The organism is Pseudomonas sp. NBRC 100443 (genome assembly GCF_030268185.1).
Classification (GTDB): domain Bacteria; phylum Pseudomonadota; class Gammaproteobacteria; order Pseudomonadales; family Pseudomonadaceae; genus Pseudomonas; species Pseudomonas citronellolis.
Window position 1 is genome coordinate 48816 of sequence record NZ_BSQE01000020.1, and the last position, 26016, is coordinate 74831.

Annotated in this window: 23 protein-coding genes and 2 tRNA genes; 6 read left to right on the plus strand and 19 right to left on the minus strand. The window is 66.6% G+C overall.

The annotated features are described in order from the left end of the window. Window positions 1-13: 13 nt before the first annotated feature. Window positions 14-2029, minus strand: coding sequence for an excinuclease ABC subunit UvrB (gene uvrB / locus QSJ95_RS23690; protein ID WP_285645676.1), 2016 nt, complete (start codon window positions 2027-2029; stop codon window positions 14-16). Between the two features lie 184 nt (window positions 2030-2213). Here uvrB and QSJ95_RS23695 point away from each other — a divergent pair, with 184 nt between their 5' ends. Together QSJ95_RS23695 and QSJ95_RS23700 are read left to right on the plus strand one after the other, a co-directional pair. Beyond that, complete coding sequence (locus QSJ95_RS23695) at window positions 2214-3410, plus strand: amino acid aminotransferase (RefSeq protein WP_285645678.1); 1197 nt, start codon at window positions 2214-2216, stop codon at window positions 3408-3410. Between the two features lie 69 nt (window positions 3411-3479). Continuing rightward, a tRNA-Asn gene (locus tag QSJ95_RS23700) sits at window positions 3480-3555 on the plus strand. A 129-nt stretch (window positions 3556-3684) separates the two neighbouring features. Here QSJ95_RS23700 and QSJ95_RS23705 read toward each other — a convergent pair. The 12 genes from QSJ95_RS23705 to QSJ95_RS23760 all read right to left on the minus strand — a co-directional run bounded on the left by QSJ95_RS23705 (window position 3685) and on the right by QSJ95_RS23760 (window position 15327). Further along, on the minus strand, window positions 3685-4044 hold the full coding sequence (locus tag QSJ95_RS23705) for a helix-turn-helix domain-containing protein (RefSeq protein WP_009621028.1): 360 nt from the start codon (window positions 4042-4044) through the stop codon (window positions 3685-3687). Then, on the minus strand, window positions 4034-4342 hold the full coding sequence (locus QSJ95_RS23710; RefSeq protein WP_009621025.1) for a type II toxin-antitoxin system HigB family toxin: 309 nt from the start codon (window positions 4340-4342) through the stop codon (window positions 4034-4036). The genes QSJ95_RS23705 and QSJ95_RS23710 overlap by 11 nt, the downstream gene beginning before the upstream one ends. 298 nt (window positions 4343-4640) lie before the next feature. Then, window positions 4641-4964 carry a ComEA family DNA-binding protein gene (locus tag QSJ95_RS23715; RefSeq protein WP_009621023.1) on the minus strand — a complete coding sequence of 108 codons (324 nt, stop codon included), beginning with the start codon at window positions 4962-4964 and terminating at the stop codon, window positions 4641-4643. Window positions 4965-5153: 189 nt separating this feature from the next. After that, on the minus strand, window positions 5154-7142 hold the full coding sequence (locus QSJ95_RS23720) for a polysaccharide biosynthesis protein (protein ID WP_285645682.1): 1989 nt from the start codon (window positions 7140-7142) through the stop codon (window positions 5154-5156). A gap of 67 nt (window positions 7143-7209) precedes the next feature. Further along, on the minus strand, window positions 7210-8238 hold the full coding sequence (locus QSJ95_RS23725) for an MraY family glycosyltransferase (RefSeq protein ID WP_285645684.1): 1029 nt from the start codon (window positions 8236-8238) through the stop codon (window positions 7210-7212). Then, complete coding sequence (locus QSJ95_RS23730) at window positions 8235-9194, minus strand: UDP-glucose 4-epimerase family protein (RefSeq protein ID WP_285645686.1); 960 nt, start codon at window positions 9192-9194, stop codon at window positions 8235-8237. The genes QSJ95_RS23725 and QSJ95_RS23730 overlap by 4 nt, the downstream gene beginning before the upstream one ends. 57 nt (window positions 9195-9251) lie before the next feature. Beyond that, window positions 9252-10388, minus strand: coding sequence for a tetratricopeptide repeat protein (locus QSJ95_RS23735; protein ID WP_285645688.1), 1137 nt, complete (start codon window positions 10386-10388; stop codon window positions 9252-9254). Between the two features lie 25 nt (window positions 10389-10413). Further along, on the minus strand, window positions 10414-10716 hold the full coding sequence (locus QSJ95_RS23740; RefSeq protein WP_285645690.1) for a LapA family protein: 303 nt from the start codon (window positions 10714-10716) through the stop codon (window positions 10414-10416). Between the two features lie 28 nt (window positions 10717-10744). Next, a complete protein-coding gene (gene ihfB / locus QSJ95_RS23745) occupies window positions 10745-11029 on the minus strand; it encodes an integration host factor subunit beta (protein ID WP_009621012.1) in 285 nt (94 codons plus the stop codon). Window positions 11030-11169: 140 nt separating this feature from the next. Beyond that, window positions 11170-12780 carry an arylsulfatase gene (locus tag QSJ95_RS23750; RefSeq protein WP_285645693.1) on the minus strand — a complete coding sequence of 537 codons (1611 nt, stop codon included), beginning with the start codon at window positions 12778-12780 and terminating at the stop codon, window positions 11170-11172. A gap of 118 nt (window positions 12781-12898) precedes the next feature. Beyond that, window positions 12899-13726 (minus strand): ABC transporter ATP-binding protein, encoded by an 828-nt coding sequence (locus QSJ95_RS23755; RefSeq protein WP_043267518.1) that lies wholly within the window; start codon window positions 13724-13726, stop codon window positions 12899-12901. Then, entirely contained in the window at window positions 13723-15327 is a 1605-nt protein-coding gene (locus tag QSJ95_RS23760; RefSeq protein ID WP_285645695.1) for an ABC transporter permease, read from the minus strand. The genes QSJ95_RS23755 and QSJ95_RS23760 overlap by 4 nt, the downstream gene beginning before the upstream one ends. Before the next feature lie 241 nt (window positions 15328-15568). On the opposite strand from QSJ95_RS23760, the gene QSJ95_RS23765 reads away from it, so the two are divergent. Next, entirely contained in the window at window positions 15569-16630 is a 1062-nt protein-coding gene (locus QSJ95_RS23765; protein ID WP_285645697.1) for an ABC transporter substrate-binding protein, read from the plus strand. 180 nt (window positions 16631-16810) lie between these two features. On the opposite strand, the gene QSJ95_RS23770 is transcribed toward QSJ95_RS23765, so the two are convergent. Next, window positions 16811-17731: a LysR family transcriptional regulator gene (locus tag QSJ95_RS23770; protein ID WP_043267523.1), complete on the minus strand. Its 921-nt coding sequence runs from the start codon at window positions 17729-17731 to the stop codon at window positions 16811-16813. Window positions 17732-18076: 345 nt separating this feature from the next. Between QSJ95_RS23770 and QSJ95_RS23775 the strand changes: the two genes are divergently transcribed. The 3 genes from QSJ95_RS23775 to QSJ95_RS23785 all read left to right on the plus strand — a co-directional run bounded on the left by QSJ95_RS23775 (window position 18077) and on the right by QSJ95_RS23785 (window position 22420). Beyond that, window positions 18077-20470: a TonB-dependent receptor gene (locus QSJ95_RS23775; protein WP_285645699.1), complete on the plus strand. Its 2394-nt coding sequence runs from the start codon at window positions 18077-18079 to the stop codon at window positions 20468-20470. Window positions 20471-20540: 70 nt separating this feature from the next. Continuing rightward, on the plus strand, window positions 20541-21443 hold the full coding sequence (locus QSJ95_RS23780) for a TauD/TfdA dioxygenase family protein (protein WP_285645701.1): 903 nt from the start codon (window positions 20541-20543) through the stop codon (window positions 21441-21443). Between the two features lie 92 nt (window positions 21444-21535). After that, window positions 21536-22420, plus strand: coding sequence for a TauD/TfdA dioxygenase family protein (locus QSJ95_RS23785; protein WP_285645703.1), 885 nt, complete (start codon window positions 21536-21538; stop codon window positions 22418-22420). 54 nt (window positions 22421-22474) lie between these two features. Here the strand turns inward: QSJ95_RS23785 and QSJ95_RS23790 are convergent. The 5 genes from QSJ95_RS23790 to pal form a co-directional block, all read right to left on the minus strand. Continuing rightward, window positions 22475-22550: transfer RNA gene (locus QSJ95_RS23790), tRNA-Lys, on the minus strand. Window positions 22551-22609: 59 nt separating this feature from the next. Then, entirely contained in the window at window positions 22610-23284 is a 675-nt protein-coding gene (gene queC / locus QSJ95_RS23795) for a 7-cyano-7-deazaguanine synthase QueC (RefSeq protein ID WP_285645705.1), read from the minus strand. Window positions 23285-23308: 24 nt separating this feature from the next. Continuing rightward, window positions 23309-23956, minus strand: coding sequence for a 7-carboxy-7-deazaguanine synthase QueE (gene queE, locus QSJ95_RS23800; protein ID WP_024128550.1), 648 nt, complete (start codon window positions 23954-23956; stop codon window positions 23309-23311). Window positions 23957-24639: 683 nt separating this feature from the next. After that, the gene (gene ybgF / locus QSJ95_RS23805; protein WP_285645708.1) at window positions 24640-25464 is read right to left on the minus strand and encodes a tol-pal system protein YbgF; all 825 of its coding nucleotides are present in this window, start codon (window positions 25462-25464) and stop codon (window positions 24640-24642) included. A 6-nt stretch (window positions 25465-25470) separates the two neighbouring features. After that, window positions 25471-25977 carry a peptidoglycan-associated lipoprotein Pal gene (gene pal, locus QSJ95_RS23810; protein WP_009616943.1) on the minus strand — a complete coding sequence of 169 codons (507 nt, stop codon included), beginning with the start codon at window positions 25975-25977 and terminating at the stop codon, window positions 25471-25473. Window positions 25978-26016 lie beyond the last annotated feature (39 nt).

Here is a 26016-nt window from a genome sequence, read left to right on the forward strand (position 1 = left end):
CCCGCGGTGGAGGTCAGCCGACCTCCACCAGGCGTTCGCGCAGCTTGTGGATTTCGTCGCGCACCGCGGCGGCGGCTTCGAACTCCAGGTCCCGGGCCAGCTGGTACATCTTCTCTTCGAGCTGGCGGATGCGCTTGCCGATCTCGTTCGGCGAGCGCAGTTCGCCCTCGTAGCGCCCGCTCTCCTCGGCCACCTTGGCCACGCCGCGGCGCTTGCCCTTGGCGCCCGGCACGCTGGCGCCTTCGAGGATGTCCTTGATGTCCTTCTTCACGCCCTTGGGCACGATGCCGTGCTGCTCGTTGAAGGCAATCTGCTTGTTGCGCCGCCGCTCGGTCTCGTCCATGGCGCGCTGCATCGAGCCGGTGACGTTGTCGGCGTAGAGGATCGCCTTGCCGTTGAGGTTGCGCGCGGCGCGGCCGATGGTCTGGATCAGCGAGCGCTCGGAACGCAGGAAGCCTTCCTTGTCGGCGTCGAGGATGGCCACCAGGGACACCTCGGGCATGTCCAGGCCCTCGCGCAGCAGGTTGATGCCCACCAGTACGTCGAAGGCGCCGGTGCGCAGGTCGCGGATGATCTCCATGCGCTCGACGGTGTCGATGTCTGAGTGCAGGTAGCGCACGCGCACGTCGTGGTCGCCCAGGTAGTCGGTGAGGTCCTCGGCCATGCGCTTGGTCAGGGTGGTGACCAGCACGCGCTCCCCGCTGGCCACGCGCAGGCGGATTTCCGAGAGCAGGTCGTCGACCTGGGTGGAGGCCGGGCGCACCTCGATCTGCGGGTCGACCAGGCCGGTGGGCCGCACCACCTGCTCGATCACCCGCCCGGCGTGCTGCTCTTCATAAGGGCCGGGGGTGGCCGAGACGAAGATGGTCTGCGGGCTGATGGCCTCCCATTCCTCGAAGCGCAGCGGCCGGTTGTCCAGCGCCGAGGGCAGGCGGAAGCCGTATTCCACCAGGGTTTCCTTGCGCGAACGGTCGCCCTTGTACATGGCGCCGACCTGGGGAACGCTGACGTGGGATTCGTCGATCACCAGCAGCGAGTTGGCCGGCAGGTAGTCGTAGAGGGTCGGCGGCGGCTCGCCGGGGCCGCGCCCGGAGAGGTAGCGCGAGTAGTTCTCGATGCCGTTGCAGTAGCCCAGCTCGAGGATCATCTCCAGGTCGAAGCGGGTGCGCTGCTCCAGGCGCTGGGCCTCCACCAGCTTGTTGTTGTTGCGCAGGTAGTCCAGGCGCACCTTGAGCTCTTCCTTGATCTGCTCCACCGCCTGCATCAGGGTTTCCCGCGGCGTCACGTAGTGGCTCTTGGGGTAGAAGGTGAAGCGCGGCAGCTTGCGGATCACCTCGCCGGTCAGCGGGTCGAAGGCGGAGATGCTCTCCACCTCGTCGTCGAACAGTTCGACACGGATGGCCTCCAGCTCGGATTCCGCCGGGAAGATGTCGATCACGTCGCCGCGCACGCGGAAGCTGGCGCGGGCGAAATCCATGTCGTTGCGGGTGTACTGCAGGCTGGTCAGGCGGCGCAGCAGCTCGCGCTGATCCATGCGGTCGCCGCGGTCCAGGTGCAGGACCATCTTCAGGTAGGACGCCGGGTCGCCCAGGCCGTAGATCGACGACACGGTGCAGACGATGATGGCGTCCTCGCGCTCCAGCAGGGCCTTGGTCGCCGACAGGCGCATCTGCTCGATGTGGTCGTTGATCGACGAGTCCTTCTCGATATAGGTGTCGGAGGACGGGACGTAGGCTTCCGGCTGGTAGTAGTCGTAGTAGGAGACGAAGTATTCCACCGCGTTGTGCGGGAAGAAGGTCTTGAATTCGCCATAGAGCTGCGCGGCCAGGGTCTTGTTCGGCGCCAGGACCATGGTCGGGCGCTGCACCTGGGCGATGACGTTGGCGATGCTGAAGGTCTTGCCGGAGCCGGTCACCCCCAGCAGCGTCTGGTGCGAAAGGCCCGCCTCCAGGCCTTCGACCATCTGTCGGATCGCCTCGGGCTGGTCGCCCGCCGGCTTGAAGCGCGAATCCAGTTGGAATGTCGACATGGGAACCTCGCTGTGGGGTGTGACGCGGGCACGGCTGCGGCGTCAAACCAGGCGAAAGCATGCGCGATCAACTCGCCGCCTGCCATAGAGGCCTATATAATACCGGCCCGTCGACGCATCCCCCAGCGCCGTGCGCGGGGGGTTGCAATTGCATCTTCACTCCCGCCTTAGAGCTGCTGCCAAAATGAGTCTGTTCTCCGCTGTCGAAATGGCCCCCCGCGACCCCATCCTGGGCCTGAACGAAGCTTTCAACGCCGATACCCGCCCGGGCAAGATCAACCTGGGCGTTGGCGTGTACTACAACGAAGAGGGTCGCCTCCCGTTGCTGCGCGCGGTACAGGCCGCGGAGAAAGCCCGCATCGAAGCACACGCTCCGCGCGGCTACCTGCCGATCGAAGGCATCGCCGCCTATGACCAGGGCGTGCAGAAGCTGCTGTTCGGCGCCGACTCCGAGCTGCTGGCCGAAGGCCGCGTGGTCACCACCCAGGCCGTGGGCGGCACCGGCGCGCTGAAGACCGGCGCCGACTTCCTCAAGCGCCTGCTGCCCAACGCCACCGTGGCCATCAGCGATCCGAGCTGGGAAAACCACCGCGCGCTGTTCGAGGCCGCCGGCTTCCCGGTGCAGAACTACCGCTACTACGACGCCGCCAGCCACGGCGTAAACCGCGCCGGCCTGCTGGAAGACCTCAACGCCCTGCCTTCGCAGTCCATCGTGGTCCTGCACGCCTGCTGCCACAACCCGACCGGCGTCGACCTGAGCCTGGACGACTGGAAACAGGTGCTGGACGTGCTCAAGGCCAAGGGCCACGTGCCCTTCCTCGACATCGCCTACCAGGGCTTCGGCGACGGCATCGACGAAGACGCCGCCGCAGTGCGCCTGTTCGCCCAGTCCGGCCTGAACTTCTTCGTTTCCAGCTCCTTCTCCAAGTCGTTCTCGCTGTACGGCGAGCGCGTCGGCGCGCTGTCGGTGGTCACCAACAGCCGCGAGGAATCCGCCCGCGTCCTGTCCCAGGTCAAGCGCGTGATCCGCACCAACTACTCCAACCCGCCGACCCACGGCGCCAGCGTCGTCTCCGCCGTGCTCAACAGCCCGGAACTGCGCGCCCTGTGGGAAGAGGAACTGGGCGAAATGCGCAGCCGCATCCGCAACATGCGCGTCGCCATGGTCGAGCAACTGGCCGCCCTGGGCGCCAAGCGCGACTTCGGCTTCGTCGCCCAGCAGCGCGGCATGTTCTCCTACTCCGGCCTGACCGCCGAGCAGGTGGAACGCCTGAAGAACGAGTTCGGCATCTACGCCGTCGGCACCGGCCGCATCTGCGTCGCCGCGCTGAACAACGGCAACCTGGAAACCGTCACCCGCGCCATCGTCCAGGTGCTCTGAAAAAAATCGGGGAAGTCATCGGCAGAATGTTGACTTCCCCTTTTTAATCAGTAAGATACGCCCCGTTGTTCCGCGATAGCTCAGTCGGTAGAGCAAATGACTGTTAATCATTGGGTCCCTGGTTCGAGTCCAGGTCGCGGAGCCAAATTCAAAAGCCCTCGGCATATGCCGGGGGCTTTTTCTTTGTGGGTGTCCCGTCCTTCGGGGCCTCCTAACCGCAACGCGCCTAGAAAGCAGTCCTCGACAGAACCGATGACGGAACGCTGGGACCGGCCTAGGCAGCCCCGGCCAGCAGACTCTCATAGGGAATATTCAAGCCATCATGCAGGCGCTTGATCATCGCCAGGCTGAGGCCACGCTTGCGATTCAGCACCTCCGAGACACGGCCGCTGCTGCCGATGAAAGGTTCCAGGTCCCGCGGCGTCAGCCCTCGCTGCTCCATGCTGAACTTGATGGCCTCGACGGGATCGGCCGGGCCTATCGGGTAGTGCTTGTTCTCATACGCCTCGATCAGCGTCACCAGCACTTCCATTTCGTCAGCCTCAGCCGTGCCCTCCTCCGCCTGGAAGATGGATTCCAGGCGCTGGAAAGCCGCGCGCAGGTCCTCGTCGTTTCGGATGGGCCTAATATTCATTCACCGTCTCCACGTCTATCTGGTCGTACCGGGCATGAGTGCCGATGAACTTCACCCAGGCGATGCCGCAGCGGTACTGCATCTCCACAACCAGGCGATACTTGTTGCCGCCGATGTTGAACACCACGCGGTTGTTGCCGCAGATGCTCGCGCTGCCGAATTGATTCTTCACGTCCTGCGGAGTCTTCCATTCAGCATTGATCGCCGCGTCGTACCAACTCTCCAAAGGGGCCTTGGTATCTTCCTGGCCAGGAACCCCCCAGAACTTCACCAGCGTGCTCTTTGCAATAACTCGCATCTGCCTCACTTCTCCCATATCGGGAGATTCTAGATCGAGAGCCGGCCATCTGCCAAGAGCGGCCTCTCCCGTCCCATCTCTCCCGCAGACATCAACCCCGAGCCCGCCGGTGCAGGCTCTCTGCTTGCCCTGAGAACAGCACTGGTTCGTCGCCTGGACGCCTCCAGCGCCAGACACCCTCGGCCTGTCCTCCCAGGGTGATCGCCCCATGCCCACTGCTGGCCAGGGTCAAGCGTCATCCCGCCTGTGCAACGAAAAAGGCCGGTCACCCGGACCGGCCTTTCCATCGCGGAGTGCCTCAGTCGAGACTGATCGCCTCCCGGTTGCTCTCCAGGATCGCCTTGCCGATGCCCTTCACTTCCAGCAACTGATCCAGGCTGGTGAAGGGGCCATTGGCTTGCCGATAGGCCACTATGGCTTCGGCCTTGGCCTTGCCGATCCCCTTGAGCCGCTTTTGCAGCGTCTCTGCGTCCGCCGTGTTGAGGCTGACCAGCCCTTCCTGCTCGTCGTGCACGGTGACCGTCGCCGGCGTCAGCTTCTCCGGCGCGGGAGCGGCGGCAGCCATGCCCGACAGGGAAAGGGAGGAAAGCACGACCAGCAGTAGCGCGAATGCCTTATGCATGAATAACTCCTTTTAGTCACTGGGTATGGCGAGCCAGAACGGGCTCGCCATTCACCTTTAGCGACAGGAGCGGGGCAAGGGGAAGAAGGGAAAATCACACTTTGAATGAATCAGGGGCTTCCTCGCCGATTGGACGAAGAGCCCCTCCTGCAACAAGGCAGCGTCCGACCGAGCACCGGCCTTGATCTGTCAGGGCTCCATACGGCGCTGCTGGTGGACCAGATCGACGATGTCGCCATCCGGGCAGTAGCCGTTGACCGTCTCGCGCAGCAGCATGCGCACCTGGGCGTAGTCGCCCCGCTCCACCGCCTTCAGCAGCGAGACCAGCACCGTCTTGAACGCCTCCCAGGGCAGCATTTCCTCGTTCGCCTTCATGATCATCGGGTGCTCGGTGGCGCCTACCTCGTCGCCGATCAGCAACTCCTCGTAGAGCTTCTCGCCGGGACGCAGGCCACTGAACTCGATGGCGATGTCGCCGTGGGGCGAACTCTCCGAGCGCACGCTGAGCCCGGAAAGGTGGATCATCCGCTGGGCCAGCTCGAGGATCTTCACCGGCTGGCCCATGTCGAGCACGAAGACGTCGCCGCCGCGCCCCATGGAGCCCGCCTGGATCACCAGCTGCGCGGCCTCGGGAATGGTCATGAAGTAGCGGGTGATCGCCGGATGGGTGACGGTCACCGGGCCGCCACGCTTGATCTGCTCGCGGAACAGCGGGATGACCGAGCCGGACGAGCCCAGCACGTTGCCGAAACGCACCATGGTGAAGCGGGTCTTGTTCACATGGTGGACCCCGGTCTTGTCGCCGAAGAGCACCGGAGCCGGCTCCAGACTGAGCGCCTGGAGGATCATCTCGGCCAGGCGCTTGGTCCCGCCCATGACGTTGGTCGGTCGCACGGCCTTGTCGGTGGAGATCAGCACGAAGTTCTGCACGCCGGCCTGGATCGAGGCCTGGGCCGCATACAGCGTCCCCAGGACGTTGTTCAGCACCCCTTCGGAAATATTGTGCTCGACGATGGGCACATGCTTGTAGGCAGCCGCGTGGTAGACGGTGTTGATCTTCCAGCTGCCCAGCACCTCCAGCAGGCGCTCGGCGCTGCGCACCGAGCCCAGGATGGGCACGAGCTGCACCGGCAGGGATTGCCGCCGGACGCGCTGCTCCAGTTCCTGGTGGATGCGGTAGAGATTGAACTCGCAGTGCTCGAACAGCACCATCACCGTGGGCCCGCAAGGCAGGATCTGGCGGCACAGTTCCGAGCCGATGGAGCCGCCCGCCCCGGTGACCATCACCGCCTGGCCGCGGATGCAGTGCTCCAGCAGCTCCTTGCGCGGCGCCACCGGGTCGCGCCCCAGCAGGTCGGCGATGTCCACTTCCTGGATGTCGTCCACCTTCACCCGGCCGTTGGCCAGGTCGATGATGCCGGGCACGCTGCGAACGTGCAGCGGATAGGGTTCGAGCAGACCGAGGATTTCGCGACGGCGCGCCCGCGAGGCGGAAGGAATCGCCAGGAGGATTTCCTGGGCCCCGGTCTCCTCGATCATCTGCTGGATATGCTTGGGCTTGAACACCCGCAGGCCGGCGATCACCCGGTTGGCGATCTCGTCGTCGTCGTCGATGAAGGCCACCGGCCGCATCACCCGCCCCATGCGCAGCGCGGCGACCAGTTGGTTACCCGCAGTGCCGGCGCCGTACACCGCGACCTTGATCAGGCCGTCATCCTGCTTGAGGAAGGGCACGACCTGGATCGCGCGGTACCAGTCGCCCATGAAGTACTGGCGCATGGCCAGGCGCAGCCCGCCGACCATCAGCAGGCTCAGCCACCAATAGTTGAGCACCAGGGAACGCGGCACCGCCTCGACGACCGAGCGGTTCCAGTAGACCACCAGCGAAAGCACCAGAGCCGAAATGGTCACCGCCTTCCAGATGGCGATCAGCGCATCGTTGCCCAGGTAGCGCATGACCGCCCGGTACATGCCGAAGCGGATGAACAGCGGTATCGCGATCAAGGGCGCGGCGATGAACAGCCAGGCATGCACACGGAAGGGATAGGTCAGGTCATCCGTGCCCAGGCGCACCACGAAAGAAAGCCACAGGGCCAGCCAGACCAGGAACACGTCCGTGACGACCTGCAGCATTCGCTTGTAACGTCGGGGCAACCTCAGCAGGCGCTCTCGCAGCATATCCTTTCATCCTTCCCAGTCCGGGAGCGCAGTCTCCCGTTACATTGACCACCATTTCCCATGGAGTTCACTTCGGTTGGCCGTTTTCAGGCCCACCGGCGCCCAGCGATGCCACGACCAGCACCAATGGAGCATAGGCAAGAAACAGACCGGCGACGCCGTCGATTCGGCCCAGCGCCACGAAAACGGCGATCGGCGACAGCCATATCAGATTGATCGCAGCCACCGACAAACTGATGGCGCGATGCTGGCCAAGACGCCGCGAAGCCCGCTGATAGGCATGGCTGCGGTGCGCTTCGTGAACCCGTTCGCCGCGCAGCAAGCGCCGCGCCAGGGTCCAGGTGGCATCGACCACGAAGGCGCCCAGCAGGATCAGCCACGACCAGAACAACTGCGGCGCCTGCCAGGCCGCCTGCAGCGAGAGCCCGCCCAGCATGATGCCGAGGAAGCCGCTGCCGGCATCGCCCATGAATATCCGCGCGGGCGGGTAGTTCCAGGCCAGGAACCCCGCGGTGGCCGCGGCGAGCAACAGCGGCAGCCAGGCGGCCGACCCCGCCCCCGCCCCCGCCAACCAGCAGCAGAGCGCCGCGCCGCCGCAGACGGTAATCGCCTCCAGGCTGGCGATGCCGTCGATGCCGTCCATGAAGTTGTAGAGGTTCAGCAGCCACACCAGGTAGAACAACGCCAGCAGCGAGCCGAATAGCCCCAGGTCCCAGCGAACGCCGGCGAACGACAGGGCCGGCAGCCCCCCCAGCATGTAGAGCAGGAAGGCCGCGCCGAGGAAATGGCCGAGCAGGCGCCAGCGCGCCGGTACGTGTCGGTGATCGTCGATGAAACCCACCAGGGCTATCCAGCCCCCCGACAGCAGCAGGGCAAGCATGGCGCGCGTATCGGTCAGGCCCATCCCCCAGGACAGCAGCAGCGCCAGCAGGAAGCTCAGGACTATCGCCACCCCGCCGCCCCTCGGCGTCGGCACACTGTGGGAGCTGCGCTCGTTGGGCACGTCCATCACGCTGCGCGCCAGGGCATAGTGGCGAACCCCGGCGGTACCGGCCCAGGCCAGCAGCAGGGCGAGAAACAGCAGGAGGAAGATCATGCGCGGGTCTCCCGGTACCAGCGCGCCGTCTCCGCGAGCGCCTGGTCGACGCTCACCGGTGGCTGCCAGCCCAGCAGCTCGCGGGTCTTGCCGATATCGACCTGCAACGAACCCAGCACGCGCTGCGCCTGGGCCCCTCGCCCGAATAGCGCGGCCAGCCCCTGCAGCAAGGCCACCGGTACCGGCAGCAGCCGCGGGCGTACGCCGAGCGCCACGGCCAGGCGACGGCACAGCTCGGCGCTCGAAAGATCGTGATCGTCGCTGACCAGGAAGACCTGGTTGGCGGCACGCTCGTGCTCCAGGCAGACGCGCAGCAGATCGACCAGGTTGTCCCTGGCCACCAGGCTCCGCCGGTTGCGCACCCGAGCGAACGGCAGGGGCAACTGCCGCTGCACCACGCGCATCAGGCTGGCGAAGTTGGCCCCCACGCCCGGGCCGTAGATGAGCGGAGGGCGGATGACCACCCACTCCATCGCGCACTCTTCGGCCAGGCGCGACAACGCCCTTTCCGCCTCCAGCTTCGACTGGCCGTAGGGATCGGCCGGCGCCGGCCGATCCTCGGCACGGAACGGCCGGCCGGGCGGCGTCGACTCGCCGTTGACCTTGATCGAACTGATGAAGATGAAACGCCGCACCCCTGCGGCTGCGGCCTGGCGCGCCAGGTTGAGGGTGCCCTCGACGTTGACCGCGCGGAACTCGGCCAGGGGATCGCCCGCGGTTTCGCGCATGACATGCACCCGGGCCGCGGCATGGACCACGACGTCCACGCCAGCCAGTGCAGAAGTCCAGTCCTGGGTTGCGTTCAGGCCATCGATGGAATGGACCTCCACACCGGGAAATTCGCCAGGCAGACGGGAACGCACCGCCACCGCCAGGCGCAGTCCCGGTATCGCGGCAAAGGTTTCGAGAATGCCCCGCCCGACAAAACCGGTGGCACCGGTCAGAAGTACTTTCAACACCACTCCTAGAGATTCAAGGCGCCAGGGCACCATCCATGATTCCGGGCATCGGCATCACTGCTGGGGAGCAGCGATCGGCCTGAGCGTATTCCACCCGTGGCAGCCCGGACATTGCCAGTGCAGTTCACGCCCGGCGAAACCGCAATTGCCGCAGCGATAGTGCGGCATCGATCGATACAGGCCGAGGATGATCGGCTGCATGTGGGTGAACAGCTCCTGGTCCGCCCGTCCGCCACCCAGGGTGCCGAGCATGTCCAGCAAGCCTCGCCAGGAAGGTTGCTGCTGGACCTTGGCCAGCAAGCGGCCTCGCCAGCCCTGCCCGTCCGCATCGAGCTGGGCCAGGATCGCCAGCAGCGCCGGCGATGCATCCGGCGCCTCGGCAAGACGGCGCAGGCAGGCGAGGATTTCCGGCTCGGCACAACACTCGCGGCGCCGCAGCATGGGCAGCAGCTCGCCGAGAAAGCCGGCATCGGCCGCACAGAGCTCGGTGATAGAAGCGTCGGCAGCCTGGAGGTTGCGCTGCCACAGCTCACAGTCCAGGCGCATCAGCAAGGCGCGCACGCATTGGGGATCGACCCGCCGGGCTTCCTTGAGAAGCTCGCGGGCACCGTCGCGGTCACCCGCGCGAATGCGCTCCTGAGCCTGCTCGCAATAATAGTTGGCCAACACCGTCTTCAGCTGAGGGCGCCGCCCCACCAGGCGTGCAGCGAGCTCCACGGCACGCGCCCAATCCTTCTCGCGCTCGGCGATGCGACGCAACTCGTCCAGCGCTTCCAGCGAGATGGCCTGGCCATCGCGCTGCATCAGCTCATCCAGCAGTTGCTCGGCGCTGCCAAGCAACCCGCCGGCGATGTAGTCACGGGCGAGCTCGAGACTGATCTGCGCGGACAGCTCGGCGTTGGCGGAGGCCTTCTCCAGCAACTCCTGGTGGATCTGGATGGCCTTCTCGATATCCCCGCGGCGGCGGAACAGGTTGCCGACATGAACGTGGCTTTCGAGTGTTTCCTCGTTCAGCGAAAGCCCCTGGGAAAGGCGCTCCAGCGCGTCGTCGGAATGCCGGTCGAGCAGGTTGTGCATGTTGCGCACCCGCTCGCGCAACGCCTCGTCAGCCGAAGCCGGCCAAGAGCCTGGGCGCAACGAGCGACGCCCCAGCCACCAACCGACGGCCAGGGCCAAAACGAACAGCAGCATTGCTACAACGCTGGACATCCCGGTGTCACTGGGTCTTCAGCGACTGGTCGCGCAGGGCCTGGTTTTCCTTGCGGAAGCGCGACACTTCGGAACGCAGCCCCGAGAGATGCAGGTGCGTGCGCGCCCGGAACGGAATGCTCAGCAGCAGGCCGATGACACCACCCAGGACGAAGGAAAGGGTGATGAAGACCACCAGCGGCCACTCCGGCGTCTGCCAGCCCAGGAAGGCCAGTTGAACCTTCTGCAGGTTCTCCAGGACGAAGACGACCACTACTGCGCAGAGCAGGATGGCAGCCAGGAAGGCCAGAAAGCGTTTGAGCCGAAGCATGAAAAATCCTCGATCGTTCTCTAGCCGGCTACACGGGCTCGTTCACCCGATCGCGCAATTCCTTGCCCGGCTTGAAGTGCGGAACGAATTTACCATCCAGACGCACCGATTCGCCGGTCTTCGGATTCCGGCCGACGCGCGGTGCGCGGTAATGCAGAGAGAAACTGCCGAACCCACGGATCTCGATGCGATCGCCGGTAGCCAGAGCCTGGGACATCTGCTCAAGCATCGTCTTGATCGCCAGCTCCACATCCTTTGCGGAAAGCTGCCCCTGATGGGTGACGATTCTCTCGATCAACTCCGACTTGGTCATGGTTTTCCCTTCTTTTTCAAGCGGCTAGATCAGCTCTAGGTTCTTTTAGCACGCAGCTCAAGCTTTGAACAGCCTAAAGGAGGTGCAAAAAACAAAAGCCCCGGGCATCGCTGCCCGGGGCTTTTTCGTCGCTCAGCGCATCACTTCACCAGGAACGGCGAAGCCCCTTCCACCACGCCGGTCTCGTTGACGTACTGCTTCCAGTGCTCGATCAACTCCGCCAGCTTGCCCGGCTGGGCCTCGGCCAGGTCGTGGATCTCGCCCGGATCCTTGCCCAGGTCGTACAGCTGCCAACTGGCCGGCCCCACCGGCGCGGGGATGTACACCGCCTTCCAGTCGCCCTGGCGGATGGCGCGCATGCCGAACAGCTCCCAGCCGGTCACGGTCTTCTCGTCGTGGGCGCGTTCGGTCTCGCCGGAGAGCCAGCCCAGCCAGGACTTGCCGCGTGGCTCGGCGACCTCGCGGCCGCGCCAGCGCTTGCCCGGGTGGCGCACGCCGGCCAGGTCGAGGAGGGTCGGGGTGATGTCCATGACGGTGGCGAACTGCTCGCTGATCACGCCCTGGCGCGCCAGCTGCGGATAGCGCACGAAAGCCGGCACGCGGATGCCGCCCTCGGTGGTGAAGGCCTTGAACAGCCGCGACGGCGCGGTGGCCGCCTGGGCCCAGCGCGGGCCGTACCAGACGTAGGAGTTGGCGCGGCCGATGTTCTCCAGGCTGTTGTCGTAGTGCTGGTCGAGGAAGCCCAGCAGGTCCGGGCCGAACTTCGGGAAGGCCTCCAGCAGCGCGCCCTCGGCGCCGTTGTCGGACATGAACAGGACGAAGGTGTTGTCCAGCTCGCCCTGCCGGCGCAGGTAGTCGACCACCCGGCCGATGTTCCAGTCCATGCGCTCGACCATGGCCGCGTAGACTTCCATGGCCCGCGCCGACTTGGCCCGCTCCTCGTCGCTCAGGGCCTCCCACTCGCGGCTGATGGCGAGCACCGGGTGCGCCTCGACGTCCTGCGCCACCAGGCCCAGTTCCTTGAGCCGGGCCAGGCGCTCCTGGCGCAGCGCCTCGGGGCCGGCGTCGTAGCGGCCGCGGTACTTGTCCACCACCTCCTTGGGCGCCTGCAACGGCCAGTGCGGCGCGGAGAACGGCAGGTAGGCGAAGAACGGCCGTGCCTGGTCGCGTTCCTTGAGGTACTGCAGCAGCTTGTCGCCGAAGGCGTCGGAGGAATAGAAGCCCTCGGGCAGTTGCTCGATGAACCGGTCGTCCTCGATGTAGAGCGCCGGCGTGCCCTTGAGGATGCGCGGCGTGCTTTCGTCGTAGGGCGGCTCGTAGCCATAGTGGTTGGCGGCGCCGGGCAACAGCGAGAAGGAACGCTCGAAGCCGCGCGCGTGGGGCGCCTGCTCGGCCTTCAGGCCCAGGTGCCACTTGCCGGCCATCAGCGTCTGGTAGCCGGCCTCGCGCAGCAGTTCGGGCAGCGCCACCACGCGGTCGTTGAGGTAGCCCTCGTAGCCGGGCTTGCCTTCCAGCTCCGGGGTCAGCGCCTCGGCCATGGTGCCGATGCCGGCGATGTGATGGTCGGTGCCGGTGAGCAGCATCGAGCGCGTCGGCGAGCAGGTCGGTGCGGTGTGGAAGTCGGTCAGGCGCAGGCCGGCGTGGGCCAGGGCGTCGAGGTTGGGCGTGGCGATCTCGCCGCCGAAGGCGCCGATGTCGGAGAAGCCGAGGTCGTCGGCGACTATCACCAGGAAGTTGGGGCGTTTGCTCATGTCGAAACTCGGTCGGTGTTTGGGAAGTTTCCTGTAGGAGCGAGCTTGCTCGCGAATGAGCCCCGCAGCGGAGTCTGTTCGCGAGCAAGCTCGCTCCTACGAAAAAAGAAAAGGCGCCTCAGCAGGCGATGAACTCGAACGGCAGGTTCTCCACCCGCCTGGGCTGCGGCGCGAGGTAGTCGCCATCGCCGGTCAGCTCGTGCAGCAGCTCCTCGCGCAGGCGCAGGAAGTCGAAGCCGCCGCGCTCGCGCGGGTGCGCCAGGGGCACCTCGACGATACGCTTGATGCGCCCCGGGCGCGGCGCCATGACCACCACGCGGTCGGCCAGGAACAGCGCCTCCTCCACGTCGTGGGTCACCAGCAGGGTGGTGATGCGCTCGCGCTCGCGGATGCGCAGCAGTTCTTCCTGCAACTGCTGGCGGGTCAGCGCGTCGAGGGCGCCGAAGGGTTCGTCCAGCAGCAGGATGCGCGGGCTGGCCACCAGGCCGCGGGCGATGGCCACGCGCTGGGCCATGCCGCCGGAGAGCTGGTGCGGGTAGGCGCGGTTGAACGCGGACAGGCCGACCAGTTCGAGGTAGTCGGCGACCTTGCGCGCCCTGCCCTCCTCGCTCAGCGGCTCGTTGACCAGGCCCAGGGCGACGTTCTGCTCCACCGTCAGCCAGGGGAACAGGCGGTGCTCCTGGAACACGATGCCGCGCTCGCCGCCGATGCCGTCGATGGCCTTGTCGCCGATGCGGATCTCGCCGCGGTACTCGCGGTCCAGGCCCACCAGCAGGCGCAGCAGGGTGGACTTGCCGCAGCCGCTGGCGCCGACGATGGCGATGAACTCGCCCGTGGCGATGTCCAGGTCGAAGCGCTGGATGGCCTCCAGTTGCCGGCCGTCCACCGGGAAGCTCTTGCCGACCTGGCGGAAGCTCACCAGCGGCGCGGAAGTGAAAGCGTTCATGCGTGTCTCCAGCGCGTGGCGCGCGCTTCGATGCGTTGTCCGAGGGCGCCGAGCAGGGCGCCGGTGAGGCCGACCAGGAGCATCCCGGCGCTGACCAGGTCCATGCGGAACAGCTGCTGGGCGCCGATCATCAGGCTGCCGATGCCGCCGTCCGAGGGCATGAAGTACTCGGCGCCGATGGTGCCCAGCCAGGCGTAGATCAGACCCAGGCGCAGGCCGGCGAAGATCGACGGCGCCGCGCCCGGCAGGACCAGGCGGCGCAGGCGCTGCCAGGGCGACAGGCGCAGCACGCGGGCGGCCTCGCCCAGTTGCGCCGGCAGGCTGGCGATGCCGCGCTGGGTGGCCAGCAGCAGCGGGAAGAAACTGGCCAGGGCGACGAACACCACCTTGGCTGCCTCGCCCAGGCCGAACCAGGCGGTGAGCAGCGGCACCCAGGCGAAGATCGCCACCTGGCGCAGGGCCGAGAACGACGGGCCGAGCAGGCGCTCCGCCGGGCGCCACAGCCCCAGCGCCAGGCCCAGCAGGAAGCCGGCGCCGCCGCCCAGCAGCAGGCCCAGCAGGGAGCGCTGCAGGCTGGCCAGCAAGGCCGTCGGCAGGCTGCCATCGAGCAGGCCGCGCCAGGTGGCCTCGACCACCGCGGCGGGGCTGGCGAGGATAGCCGGATCGACCCACTGGCCGACGCTCGCCGCCTGCCACAGGCCGACCAGCGCCAGCGGCAACAGCCACGGCTGCAGGCGCTGCCAGCCCTGGCCGCGGACACTACGGCGGAACTCGCCGGCGGCCTGCTGCGGCCAGTGCACCAGGCGCCGCTCCAGGGCCTGGATGCCCTGGTCCATGGCCGCGCCCACCAGGCCGATGACGAAGATGCAGACGAACACCACGTCGAGCATGAACAGTTGGCGGCTCTGCACCATCAGGTAGCCGATGCCTTCGCTGGAGGCCAGCAGCTCCACCGCCAGCAACGAGGTCCAGCCCTGGGCCAGGGCCAGGCGCACGCCGGTGAGGAAGGCCGGCAGCGCCGCCGGCAACAGCAACCGGCGCACCAGCAGCGGCGGCGGCAAGCGCAGCACGGCGGCGGCCTCGCGCAGCCTGGGCTGGGCATCGCGCACACCGACCAGGGTATGCAGCGCCACCGGGACTATCACCGCCTTGACCAGCACCACCAGCTTGAGCAGTTCGCCGATGCCGAAGAACAGCATGAACAGCGGAGTCCAGGCCAGCGTGGGGACCTGCGCCAGGGCCAGGAAGGTCGGCAGCACGAAGCGCTCGGCGCGGCGGCTGAAGCCCAGCCAGGCGCCCAGCGCCGCGCCGCTGGCGATGCCGGCGAGCAGGCCCCAGCACAGCCGCTGCAGGCTGATCCACAGCTGCTGCCAGAGTTCGCCGGCGAACAGCTCGCGGGCGCTCTGCCAGACCAGCGCCGGCGCCGGCAGTATCTGCGCGGACATCCAGTGCTGGGCGGCGGCCAGCCACCAGAGAACGCACAGGGCCACCGGCAACAGCCAGGGCAGCAAGCGCGGGGCGATCAGCGCCAGCCGCTGCGAGGCGGCGGCGCTTGCGGTGGGGTACACAGGCAAGGCGAGTGCCTTAGAAATATTCTTCATTGGAATATGAAAAAATCTATCAATGCATTTATGAGCTAAGAGTCCCCATTTAAGGGAAGCCTCCCCAGCGCAGCCAATGCATTCGACGAATATTTTTTATGCCTTTCGTGCATTCGCCCGGCAGCGCGGATGCGGACTGACTTATCTCCATAAATTATAAAAAAATAAATTTTTATTATTTTATTAATCATCCATGACCTGCCTTAGTGCCTTTCCCATTCCCCCGCAGGAGGCAGGCGCCATGAAGGCCCTCACCCACCCGTTGCTGTCGCTCTTCGCCGCCCCGGTGCTCGCCGGGCTGCTCGGCGCTTATGCCCCGTTCACCAGCGCCGCCGAAGCGCCGAAGGAAATCCGCATCGCCGTGCCCGACGTGGGCGCCGGGCAGAACCATTCCGGCGGCGGCCTCGTCGACGTGCTCTACACCCGCAAGCTGCTGGAGAAGGAGTTCGCCAACGACGGCATCCAGATCAAGTGGACCTACTTCAAGGGCGCCGGCCCGGTGATCAACGAGGCCTTCGCCAACGGCCAGGTGGACTTCGCCTACCTCGGCGACCTGGCGGCCATCATCGGCAAGGCCAGCGGCCTGGACACCCGCCTGCTGGCCGCCACCGGGCGCGGCGTCAATCACTACCTGGGCGTGCAGCCGGGCTCGGGGATCAAGACCCTGGCCGACCTCAAGGGCAAGCGCGTGGGCATCTTCCGCGGCACCGCCAGCCAACTGTCGTTCGACAACGCCCTGGCCAGCGTGGGCCTGAGCGAGAAGGACCTGAAAGTCATCAGCCTGGACTTCAACGCCGCCCTGGCGGCCCTCGCGGCCAAGCAGATCGACGCCACCTGGGGTCTGGCCGGCCTCTTCGCCCTGCGCGAGAAGGGCCTGGCGGAAATCCCCCTGAGCACCCGCGACCTCGGCGGCGCCGGCACCCTCCAGGCTGTGCTGATAGGCAATGGCGCCTTCGTCGACGCCCACCCGGAAATCACCCAGCGCCTGCTCAAGGTGGAACTGCAGGCCCTGGCCTGGGCCGGCGCCGAAGCCAACCACGCGGCCTTCATCGACCTGGTGTCGAACCAGGCCGGCTACCCGCCGATCATCCTGCAGACCGAATACAAGGACCGCCCGCTGGCCGAGGCCCTGTCGCCGCAACTGGACGCCGGCTTCCTCGGCAAGCTCGACGCCTCGATCCAGGCGGCCAGGCAGTACGGCCTGATCCGCCGCGACTTCAAGGCCGCCGACTGGGCCAGGCCGGACTACCTGGCGGCCGCCGCCAAGCTGGCTGCGGCGCAGCCGGTGGCGCAGGTGCAGTGATTGAGCCCGTAGCAGCCTGCGAGCTCAATCGCGGATAACGCCCAGGTCAACCCCGGCGCCGCCTGGAACCAAGGCCAAACGGCGGATAACGCGGAGCGTCATTCGCCCTACGCCAAGCCCACCGTAGGGCGTATAACCGTTCGCGGTTATCCGCCGCCTCACCCAAGCCCCCGCAAACCTTCACGCCACCGCACTCCGCTCCTCCTCATCCAACTCCACCAACATCTCGATCAACGCCCGCGCCGCCGCCGAAAGGCGGTAGCCGGTACGGCTGACGATCCCGCAGCGCGCCTGCAGGCTGTCGATGTTGTGCGGCAGGTTACGCAGATGCAGGCGTGCCACCTCGCCATTGGCCAGCGCATGGCGCAAACCATCCTCGCTGCCCACGCCAATGGCGTCGGTCTGGCTGACGATGCGCACCAGCGAGCCCAGGTGCTCGCACTGGATGTTCGCCTGCAGGTCGCTCTTGCCGCTCAGGTTGGCCAGCAGCTTGCGGATGCCCGGCGGCATCCGCGCCGAGGCCAGCGGGTAGGCGAACAGGTCGTTGGTGGACAGGCTCTCCTTGGCCAGCAACGGGTGCCCGCTGCGGCAGAAGAAGAAGCCCCGGCGCGGGCTCAGCGGCCGCGTCTGGAAGCCGGGGTCGGCCTCGAAGTGGCGGATGTCGGCGATGAAGAACTCGATCTCGTCGCGTAGCAGGCTGCGCGACAGGCGCTCCCAGTTGTCCACCTGGAAATCGATCTGCAGCCGCGGGTGGCGCCGGATCAGCCGCGCCACCGCGTCGGGCACCAGTTTCTGCGCCGGCGCCGGCCCGCAGCCGAAGTGCAGCTCGCCGGCATCCAGCTTGTTCAGTTGGGTGATTTCCTGGGTCAGGTTGGCCGCGCCCTGCACCAGGCGCAACGCATGCTGCAGCACCACCTGGCCTTCCGGCGTGGGGCGCAGCTCCTTGCTGCCGCGGTCCACCAGTTGGCAGCCCAGCTCCTGCTCCAGGCCCTGGATGCTGCGGCTGAAGGCCGGCTGGGTGATGCCCATGGCATCGGCCGCGCGGACGAAACTGCGGTGTTCGGTGAGGGCGATGAAGTAACGCAGTTGGCGCAGATCCATGATGCTTTACCGGCATTGAAAATATTGGACAAAGGCATTTGCCGTCGGGGATGCGCTGGTTTTAAATGCAAGCTCTTATTCCGTCAACGAAGAATAAAACTTAAATTTATTCTTTTAAGAAATAAGAATATGCCCCTCGACCAGGAGCCCCCAATGGCCTTGCACCCTTTCGCCCCACGCCTGTTGCCGGCACGAATGCTTCCCTCTCGCGGCTGTAGCCGCTGAGCCCCGGCGTCGCCGGACGACGCCCACCGATAGAAGAGAGCCGTTTTCGCCATGCCCCGCATGGCGCGGCCCCCTGTTGCCCGCGATCCGCCGGGCAGTGCCTGATGCAAGGAAAAGACGATGAGCCAGAGTGCTTCGCTGCAAACCCCGTTCACGCTGCGCCCCGGCCGAACCCGGCCCGGCGCTCCCGACTACGCCCTGGCCCTGCTGCTGGCCCTGGGCGCGCTGCCGCTGCAGGCCGCCGAGCAGGACCAGGCCAGCACCACGCCCGAGGCCGCCAGCGCCGCCGACAAGGGCACCAGCACCCAGGCCACCGCCCTGGGCAAGGTCACGGTCACCGCCCGGCGCCGCGAGGAAGACTCGCAGAAGGTGCCCACGCCGATCACCGTGCTCGACGGCGCCACCCTGGAGAACCAGCGCATCACCAAGGTGCAGGACCTGCAGCAGGTGCTGCCCAGCGTCAACGTCGCCTACATCCACGCCCGCCAGTCGAGCATCGCCGTGCGCGGCATCGGCAACAACCCGGCCAGCGACGGCCTGGAGGGCTCCGCCGGGGTCAACCTGGACAACGTCTACCTGGGCCGCCCGGGCATGGCGGTGTTCGACCTGCTGGACATCGAGCAGCTGGAGCTGCTGCGCGGCCCGCAGGGCACGCTGTTCGGCAAGAACACCACCGCCGGCGTGCTGAACATCAGCACCCGCGCGCCGACCTTCACCCCCGAGCGCACGGTGGAGGTCTCCGGCGGCCAGGAAGGCTACTTCCAGGGCCGCGGCACGGTCTCCGGGCCACTCACCGACGAACTGGCCGGGCGCGTTTCCGCCTACCGCACGCGCAGCGACGGCTACATCACCAACATCCACGACGACAACAAGCTCAACGGCGGCGAGCGCCAGGGCATCCGCGGCCAGCTGCTGTACAAGCCCGGCGAGGACTTCAGCCTGCGCTGGATCAGCGAGTACAACGAGGAGGACTCCAGCAACGGCAGCATGGTGGTCTACGGCGCCGCCCCGCGCTTCTGGCAGCGTGCCGCGCTGGTCGGCGCCTCGCCGATCGCCGATCCGGACCGGCACAAGGTCAACATCGACAGCCGCCAGCACGTCAGCGTGCACCAGGGCGGCAGCTCGGTGGAGGCCAACTGGAAGCTGGCCAACGACTTCACCCTGACCTCCATCAGCGCCTACCGCTTCTGGAACTTCACCCCGGCCAACGACGAGCAGCTGAACGTCTCGGCGATCCGCAATACCGGGGTGGCGGTGCGCGACCGCCAGTTCTCCCAGGAAATCCGCCTGGCCTCGCCCACCGGCGGCGCCTTCGACTACGTGGTCGGCGCCTACGCGTTCACCCAGAACCTGGGCAACAAGACCTTCACCGACTATGGCCCGCTGGCCGACAGCTACCTGCTGGGGAACAACCTCAACGCCCTGAACGACACCTCCAGCAAGGCCAACGGCAAGATCGAGACGGACAGCTTCGCGCTTTTCTCCCAGGGCACCTGGCACCTCACCGACAAGCTCGACTTCACCGCCGGCCTGCGCGGCACCTATGAGGAAAAGGACGCCAAGGTGAAGCGCTACGCGCCGGTGGGCGGCGCGCCCGTGAGCGGCGCTGGCGCGGTGGTACGCAACGGGCAGCTGGGCGCCTACGATTCCGGCGACCTCAGCGTCTACAGCTTCGCCCCCTCGGCGCTGCTCAGCCTGAGCTACCAGTTCAGCGACGAGCTGCTGGGCTATGCCTCGCTGTCCCACGGCGAGAAGTCCGGCGGGGTGAACCTGGCGGTGGCCAGCGCGCCGAGCGCCGGCGCCGACTCGCTGCTGGTCGGCCCGGAACGCGCCAACGATGCCGAACTGGGGATCAAGTCGACGCTGCTCGACCGCCGCCTGCAACTCAATGCCAACATTTTCTGGACCGGCATCCACGGCTACCAGGCCACCACCCTGTACCAGCCGGCCGGCTCCACCCAACTGGTGCAGGTGCTGTCCAACGCCGGCAGCGTGCGCTCCCGCGGCCTGGAGCTGGAGGCCACCGCCCTGCCGCTGCGCGGCCTGACGCTGAACTTCAACGGCTCCTACAACGACGTCAGCTACCTGTCGTTCAAGGACGCCCCGTGCCCGGCCGAGATCAGCACCCAGCCCGGCGCCCCGGCCAGCTGCGACCTCACCGGCAAGCGCGTGGTCGGCGCCTCGAAATGGATCGCCAACCTCAACGGCGAATACAAGTGGCAGTTGGCCAACCGCTTCGAGCCCTACGTCAACGCCAGCTATTCGTACCGCTCCGAGGCCGAGGGCACGCTGGACGATTCCGATCTCTCGAAGATCCCCGGCTACGGCCTGGCGAACTTCTCCGTGGGCGTGCGCCACGACCTGGGCGACGGCCAGCTGGACGCCTCGGTCTGGCTGAAGAACGCCTTCGACAAGGACTACTACCTGGCCGCCTTCGCCAGCATCAACGGCTCCTACACCGCCTCGGTGGGCCAGCCGCGCACCCTGGGCGCCTCGGTCCGCTACGACTTCTGATCCCACTCGCCGCGCGGCGCAGTCCCGCGCGGCCCCTTGCAGTACCACCTACAGCAATGAGGAACACGAGATGAGCAACGCAGCACAAGCCATTCGACCCGCCGTACAACTCGACATCCACCCGGTGGCCGGGCGCATCGGCGCCGAGATCCGCGGGGTGACGCTTTCCGGCCAGCTGGACGCGGCCACGGTCGAGGCCATCCAGGCCGCCCTGGTGAAGCACAAGGTGATCTTCTTCCGCGGCCAGAGCCAGCTCGACGACCAGGGCCAGGAAGCCTTCGCCAAGCTGCTCGGCGAGCCGGTGGCGCACCCGACGGTGCCGGTGCGCGACGGCACCGAATACCTGCTCGAACTGGACGGCGCCGAAGGCCGCCGGGCCAACTCCTGGCACACCGACGTGACCTTCGTCGAGGCCTACCCGAAGGCCTCGATCCTGCGCAACGTGGTGGCCCCGGAGGCCGGCGGCGACACCGTCTGGGCCAACACCGCGACCGCCTACGACGACCTCAGCGACGAACTCAAGGCCCTGGCCGACAAGCTCTGGGCGGTGCACAGCAACGAATACGACTACGCCGCCATCAAACCCAACGCCGACCCGGCGCGCCTGGAGCAGTACCGCAAGGTGTTCACCTCCACCGTCTACGAGACCGAGCACCCGGTGGTGCGCGTGCACCCCGTCAGCGGCGAACGCAACCTGCTGCTGGGGCACTTCGTGAAGCGCCTGAAAGGCCTGTCGCAACACGACTCCCAGCATCTCTTCGCGGTGCTGCAGAGCCACGTCACCCGCCTGGAAAACACCGTGCGCTGGCGCTGGCAGGCCGGCGACGTGGCCATCTGGGACAACCGCGCCACCCAGCACTACGCGGTGGACGACTACGGCACCCAGCCGCGCATCGTGCGGCGCGTGACGCTGGCCGGTGAGGTACCGGTGGGGGTGGATGGGCAGCGGAGTCGGACTGTCAGGAAAGTTTGAGTCCTGCTTTCAAGAGCCCCTCTCCCTAACCCTCTCCCTGAAGGGAGAGGGCTGGGGAGAGGGCAACCCAAGCCCATACGGAGCACCAGACCATGAGCCAATCCGCCGCCCTGAAGATCGCCCCCGCCCCCTTCGCCATCATCCCCCTCGACGCCCCGCTGGGCGCCGAGGTGCGCGGCCTGGACGCCCGCCAGCCGCTGACGCCCGAGCAGATCCTGGCGATCAAGCAGGCCCACCGCGACCACCACATCCTGATCTTCAGGAACCAGCAACTGGACGATCGGCAGTACCTGAATTTCGCCACCCTGTTCGGCGCGGTGTTCCAGCCGCCGGCGGACGTGCCGGTGCTGTCTTCCGGCGTCGACGGCAGGGCTCCGGACATCGTCAAGGTGGCCAATACCGGCGATGGCGAACTGGGCAACTTCGCCCTGCCCGCGCACATCGACCACCAGTGGACGCCGCTGCCCTCCTCCGGCTCCTTCCTCTACGCGCTGGAAGTGCCGAGCCAGGGCGGCGAAACCCTGTTCACCAACCTGGCGCTCGCCTACCAGAGCCTGGACGCAGCCACGCGCAAGGAAATCGACGACCTGCGGCTGATCAGCTACAACCCCTTCGTGCGCCTGAAGAACGGCTATTCGGGCGGCTTCGTCACCTACCGCACCCCCGACATCGAGCCGATCCAGGGCACCGAGCACCCGCTGGTGCGCACCCATCCGGAAAGCGGCAAGCGCGTGCTCTACCTCAGCGTCCACACCGAAGTGGAAATCCCCGGCCATGAGCCGCAGCAGGGCAAGGCCCTGGTCGAGCGCCTGCGCGCCCACCTGCAGAAGCCGGAGCTGATCTACAGCCACAAATGGCAGGTCGGCGACATCGTCTGGTGGGACAACCAGGCCACCCTGCACGGCCGCAACGCCTTCCCGGCCAGCGAGCGGCGCCGCCTGAAGCGCATCAGCCTGGGCGGCAGCCGGCCGTTCTGAGTTTCCCGCGGGCAAAGAAAAAGCCCCTGGCCGATGGCCAGGGGCTTTGCGAAGTGGTGGGTCGTGTAGGATTCGAACCTACGACCAATTGGTTAAAAGCCAACTGCTCTACCGACTGAGCTAACGACCCAACGCGAGGCGTATAATACTGATTTCTAACGCAAAAACAACACCTTTACGAAAAATTTTTCAGAAATATCGCGTAGGGTCTGAAATTCCCGCCGCGGCGAAGCCTTCGGCGCGCAGGCGGCAACTGTCGCACTTGCCGCAGGCGCGGCCTGCGTCGTCCGCCTGGTAGCAGCTCACGGTGAGCGCGTAGTCCACGCCGCGGGCCACGCCGGCCTGGATGATCTGCGCCTTGGAGAGGAACTGCAGCGGCGCCTGGATGCGGAAACCATCACCTTCCACCCCGGCCTTGGTGGCCAGGTTGGCCATGCGCTCGAAGGCCTCGACGAAGTCGGGGCGGCAGTCCGGGTAGCCGGAATAGTCCACGGCGTTGACGCCGATGAAGATGTCCCGCGCACCGAGCACCTCGGCCCAGCCCAGGGCCAGGGAAAGGAATACGGTGTTGCGCGCTGGCACATAGGTCACCGGGATGCCCTCACTGGGCGCCTCGGGCACGGCGATGCTGCTGTCGGTCAGCGCCGAGCCGCCGATGCCGTCGAGGTTCAGGCCGATGACCTTGTGCTCGACCACGCTCAGCTGGCGGGCCACGCGTTCGGCGGCCTGGAGTTCGGCGCGGTGGCGCTGGCCATAGTCGAAGCTCATGCTGTAGCAGGCGTAGCCCTCGGCCTTGGCCATGGCTACCACGGTGGCGGAGTCGAGCCCGCCGGAGAGCAGGATGACGGCTTTCTTCTGAGTCATGTGGTTACCCTTCCCGTCCGCGTCTCAGCGGCCCGGTTCGTCGTTCCAGAGGATCTTGTGCAGTTGCATCTGGAAGCGCACCGGCAGGTTGTCGGCGACTATCCAGTCGGCCAGCTCGCGCGGCGCCAGCTGGTGGTGGCTCGGCGAGAACAGCACTTCGCCGGCGCGCTCGTCGAGGCGGTATTCGATCAGCTTGGACACCGCCCAGTCGTAGTCCTCGCGGGAGCAGAGGACGAACTTGACCTGGTCGTTGCCGGTGAGCTCGGCGATGTTCTCGTAGCGGTTGCGGCGCACCTCGCCGGAGCCCGGGGTCTTCAGGTCGAGCACCCGGCTGACGCGGCGGTCGGTAGCGGAGATGTCCAGCGCGCCGCTGGTCTCCAGGGATACCGAGTAACCGGCGTCGCACAGGCGCTGCAGCAGCGGCAGGCAGTTGGGTTGCGCCAGCGGCTCGCCGCCGGTGACGCAGACGTAGCGCGGCCGGTAGCCGGCGACGGTTTCGAGGATGCTGTCCAGGCTGCGGATCTCGCCGCCACTGAAGGCGTAGGCGGAGTCGCAGTACTGGCAACGCAGGGGGCAGCCGGTCAGGCGCACGAACACGGTCGGCAATCCGACGGTGCGCGCTTCCCCCTGCAACGAGTAGAAGATCTCGGTGATTCGCAGGGTCTGTTGCATATCAGCCACGGGCGTGACGGCTACACAGGCCATCCGCCTCCGTTGCGGTGTAATCGAACGAACGCCAGGCGTTCGGGAATTCCCGGGCGGGCAGACATCAGCCGAGCTGAAACCGCTCCGCGGCTCCGGGTGGCGGCGATTCTAACGGAAAACCAGGTGTTCGGCGCGCAGAGTCGTTCGTTCGGGTGTAACGGGCGGGCACGCTTTTCGTAGGGGCTAGGCTGCTCGTGCCACCGGGGCGTCCGGCGTGGCCGGTGAATCCAATCGCGGACAAAGTCCGCTTACGGTGGGATAGGTGTCGCACAGTAACCTGTAGGAGCGGGCCCTGCCCGCGAAATCGCGCGCAGGGCGCGCTCCTACATGGGAAAGGTGCGGGTGGGGCGGCGTAGGAGCAACTGTCTTGCGTCGAGGAGCTTTTCGTAGGATGGGTTGAGCTTGCGATACCCATCGGGCCATGGTGATGGGTATCGCTTCGCTCAACCCATCCTACGGGACTCGTGCCACCGGGGCGTCCGGCGTGGCCGGTGAATCCAATCGCAGAAACCTCCGGGTGAGGATCAGAACGCGGGATAAAGGTTCGCGAGCAAGCTCGCTCCTACAGGAGGAGCATGTCCCGCTGGAATGAAAAACGCCGTTCCCCCCCTGCTGGAAGAAACGGCGTTTTCAGATGAACGACAAGAGGCTTACTTGAGGCTTTTCAGGTCCCGCTGGGCCAGTTGGGCGGCGGAGCTGCCCGGGTACTGGGCGACCACCTGCTGGAGAATGCCACGGGCCTTGTCGTTGTTGCCCAGGCGACGCTCCACGTCGGCCAGCTTGTACAGCGAGTCCGGCACCTTGGGGCTGCTCGGATAGGCCTGGCTGACCTTGGCGAAGGCCTGGCCGGCGCCCTGCAGGTCGCCCTTGGCCAGGTTCACCTCGCCCAGCCAGTACTGCGCGTTGCCGGCGTACTGGCTGCTGGGGTACTTGCGCAGGAAGGCGCCGAAGGCCTGGCTGGCCTTGTCGAAGTCCTTGGCCTTGATCAGGTCGAAAGCCGCGTCGTAGTAGAGCTTCTCTTTCGCCGGATCGCCCGGCTCGCTGCTCGCGGGCTGGGCCTGTTGCTGCTGGGCGGCAGCGGCGCCGGCCGCTGCGCCCGCACCGGCGGCGCTGCCGCCGGTGGAGGGGTTCTGGGCTGCCGGAGCGGAGGAAAGGCGGCGGTCGAGGTCCTGATAACGCTCGAGGCTTTCCTGCTTCAGCTGCTGGATCTGGTTCTGCTGCTCTTCGAGGGTGCCGCGCAGGCGGGCGATCTCGTCCTGCATCTGCTGCAGTTGCAGGAACAGCTGGGCTTGCCCGGAGACGGGAGCGGCCGAAGCCGCCCCGCCACCGGCATAAGCACCATCAGCACCTGCGGTGCCGTACCCCGCGGGCGGCGCGCTGGCGTAGCCGCCATCGTTACCATCCACCACCGGAACCGCGGCCGCCGCCATCAGCGGCAGGCCGCAGACCATCAAGGTCAGGAGTCGCAGGCGCATAGGGTCTTACTTCTTCAGCTCAACGCGACGGTTCTGAGCCCAGGACTGTTCGTCATGGCCGGTGGCAACCGGACGCTCTTTACCGTAGGAAACCAGTTCCAGCTGAGCCGGGGACACGCCCTGCAGTACCAGGTAGCGCTGAACGGCCTTGGCGCGACGCTCACCCAGAGCCATGTTGTACTCGCGGGTGCCGCGTTCGTCGGTGTGGCCTTCCAGGACGACGTGCTGGCCGCTGCCTTTCAGGTCTTTGGCGTGTACGTCCAGAGCGCGCATGGCTTCCGGCTTCAGGTCGGAGCTGTCGTACTCGAAGTAGAAGGTGGTGATCGCACGCAGAGCGGCTTCGTCGCTCAGGCTGCCGTCAACGGCACCGCTGTTGGCGCCGTAGCCAGCGTTCGGGTCAACGCCGCCATTGGCGCCTTCACCAGTAGCATCGCCTTTCTTGGACGAGCAACCTACGGCTACGGCCATGGCGAGGGCGATAACGGCAAATTTGCCGAATTTCAGCATTTCCATCATGTAACTCCTAATGAACCCCAGTGTATAAGTTTGGAA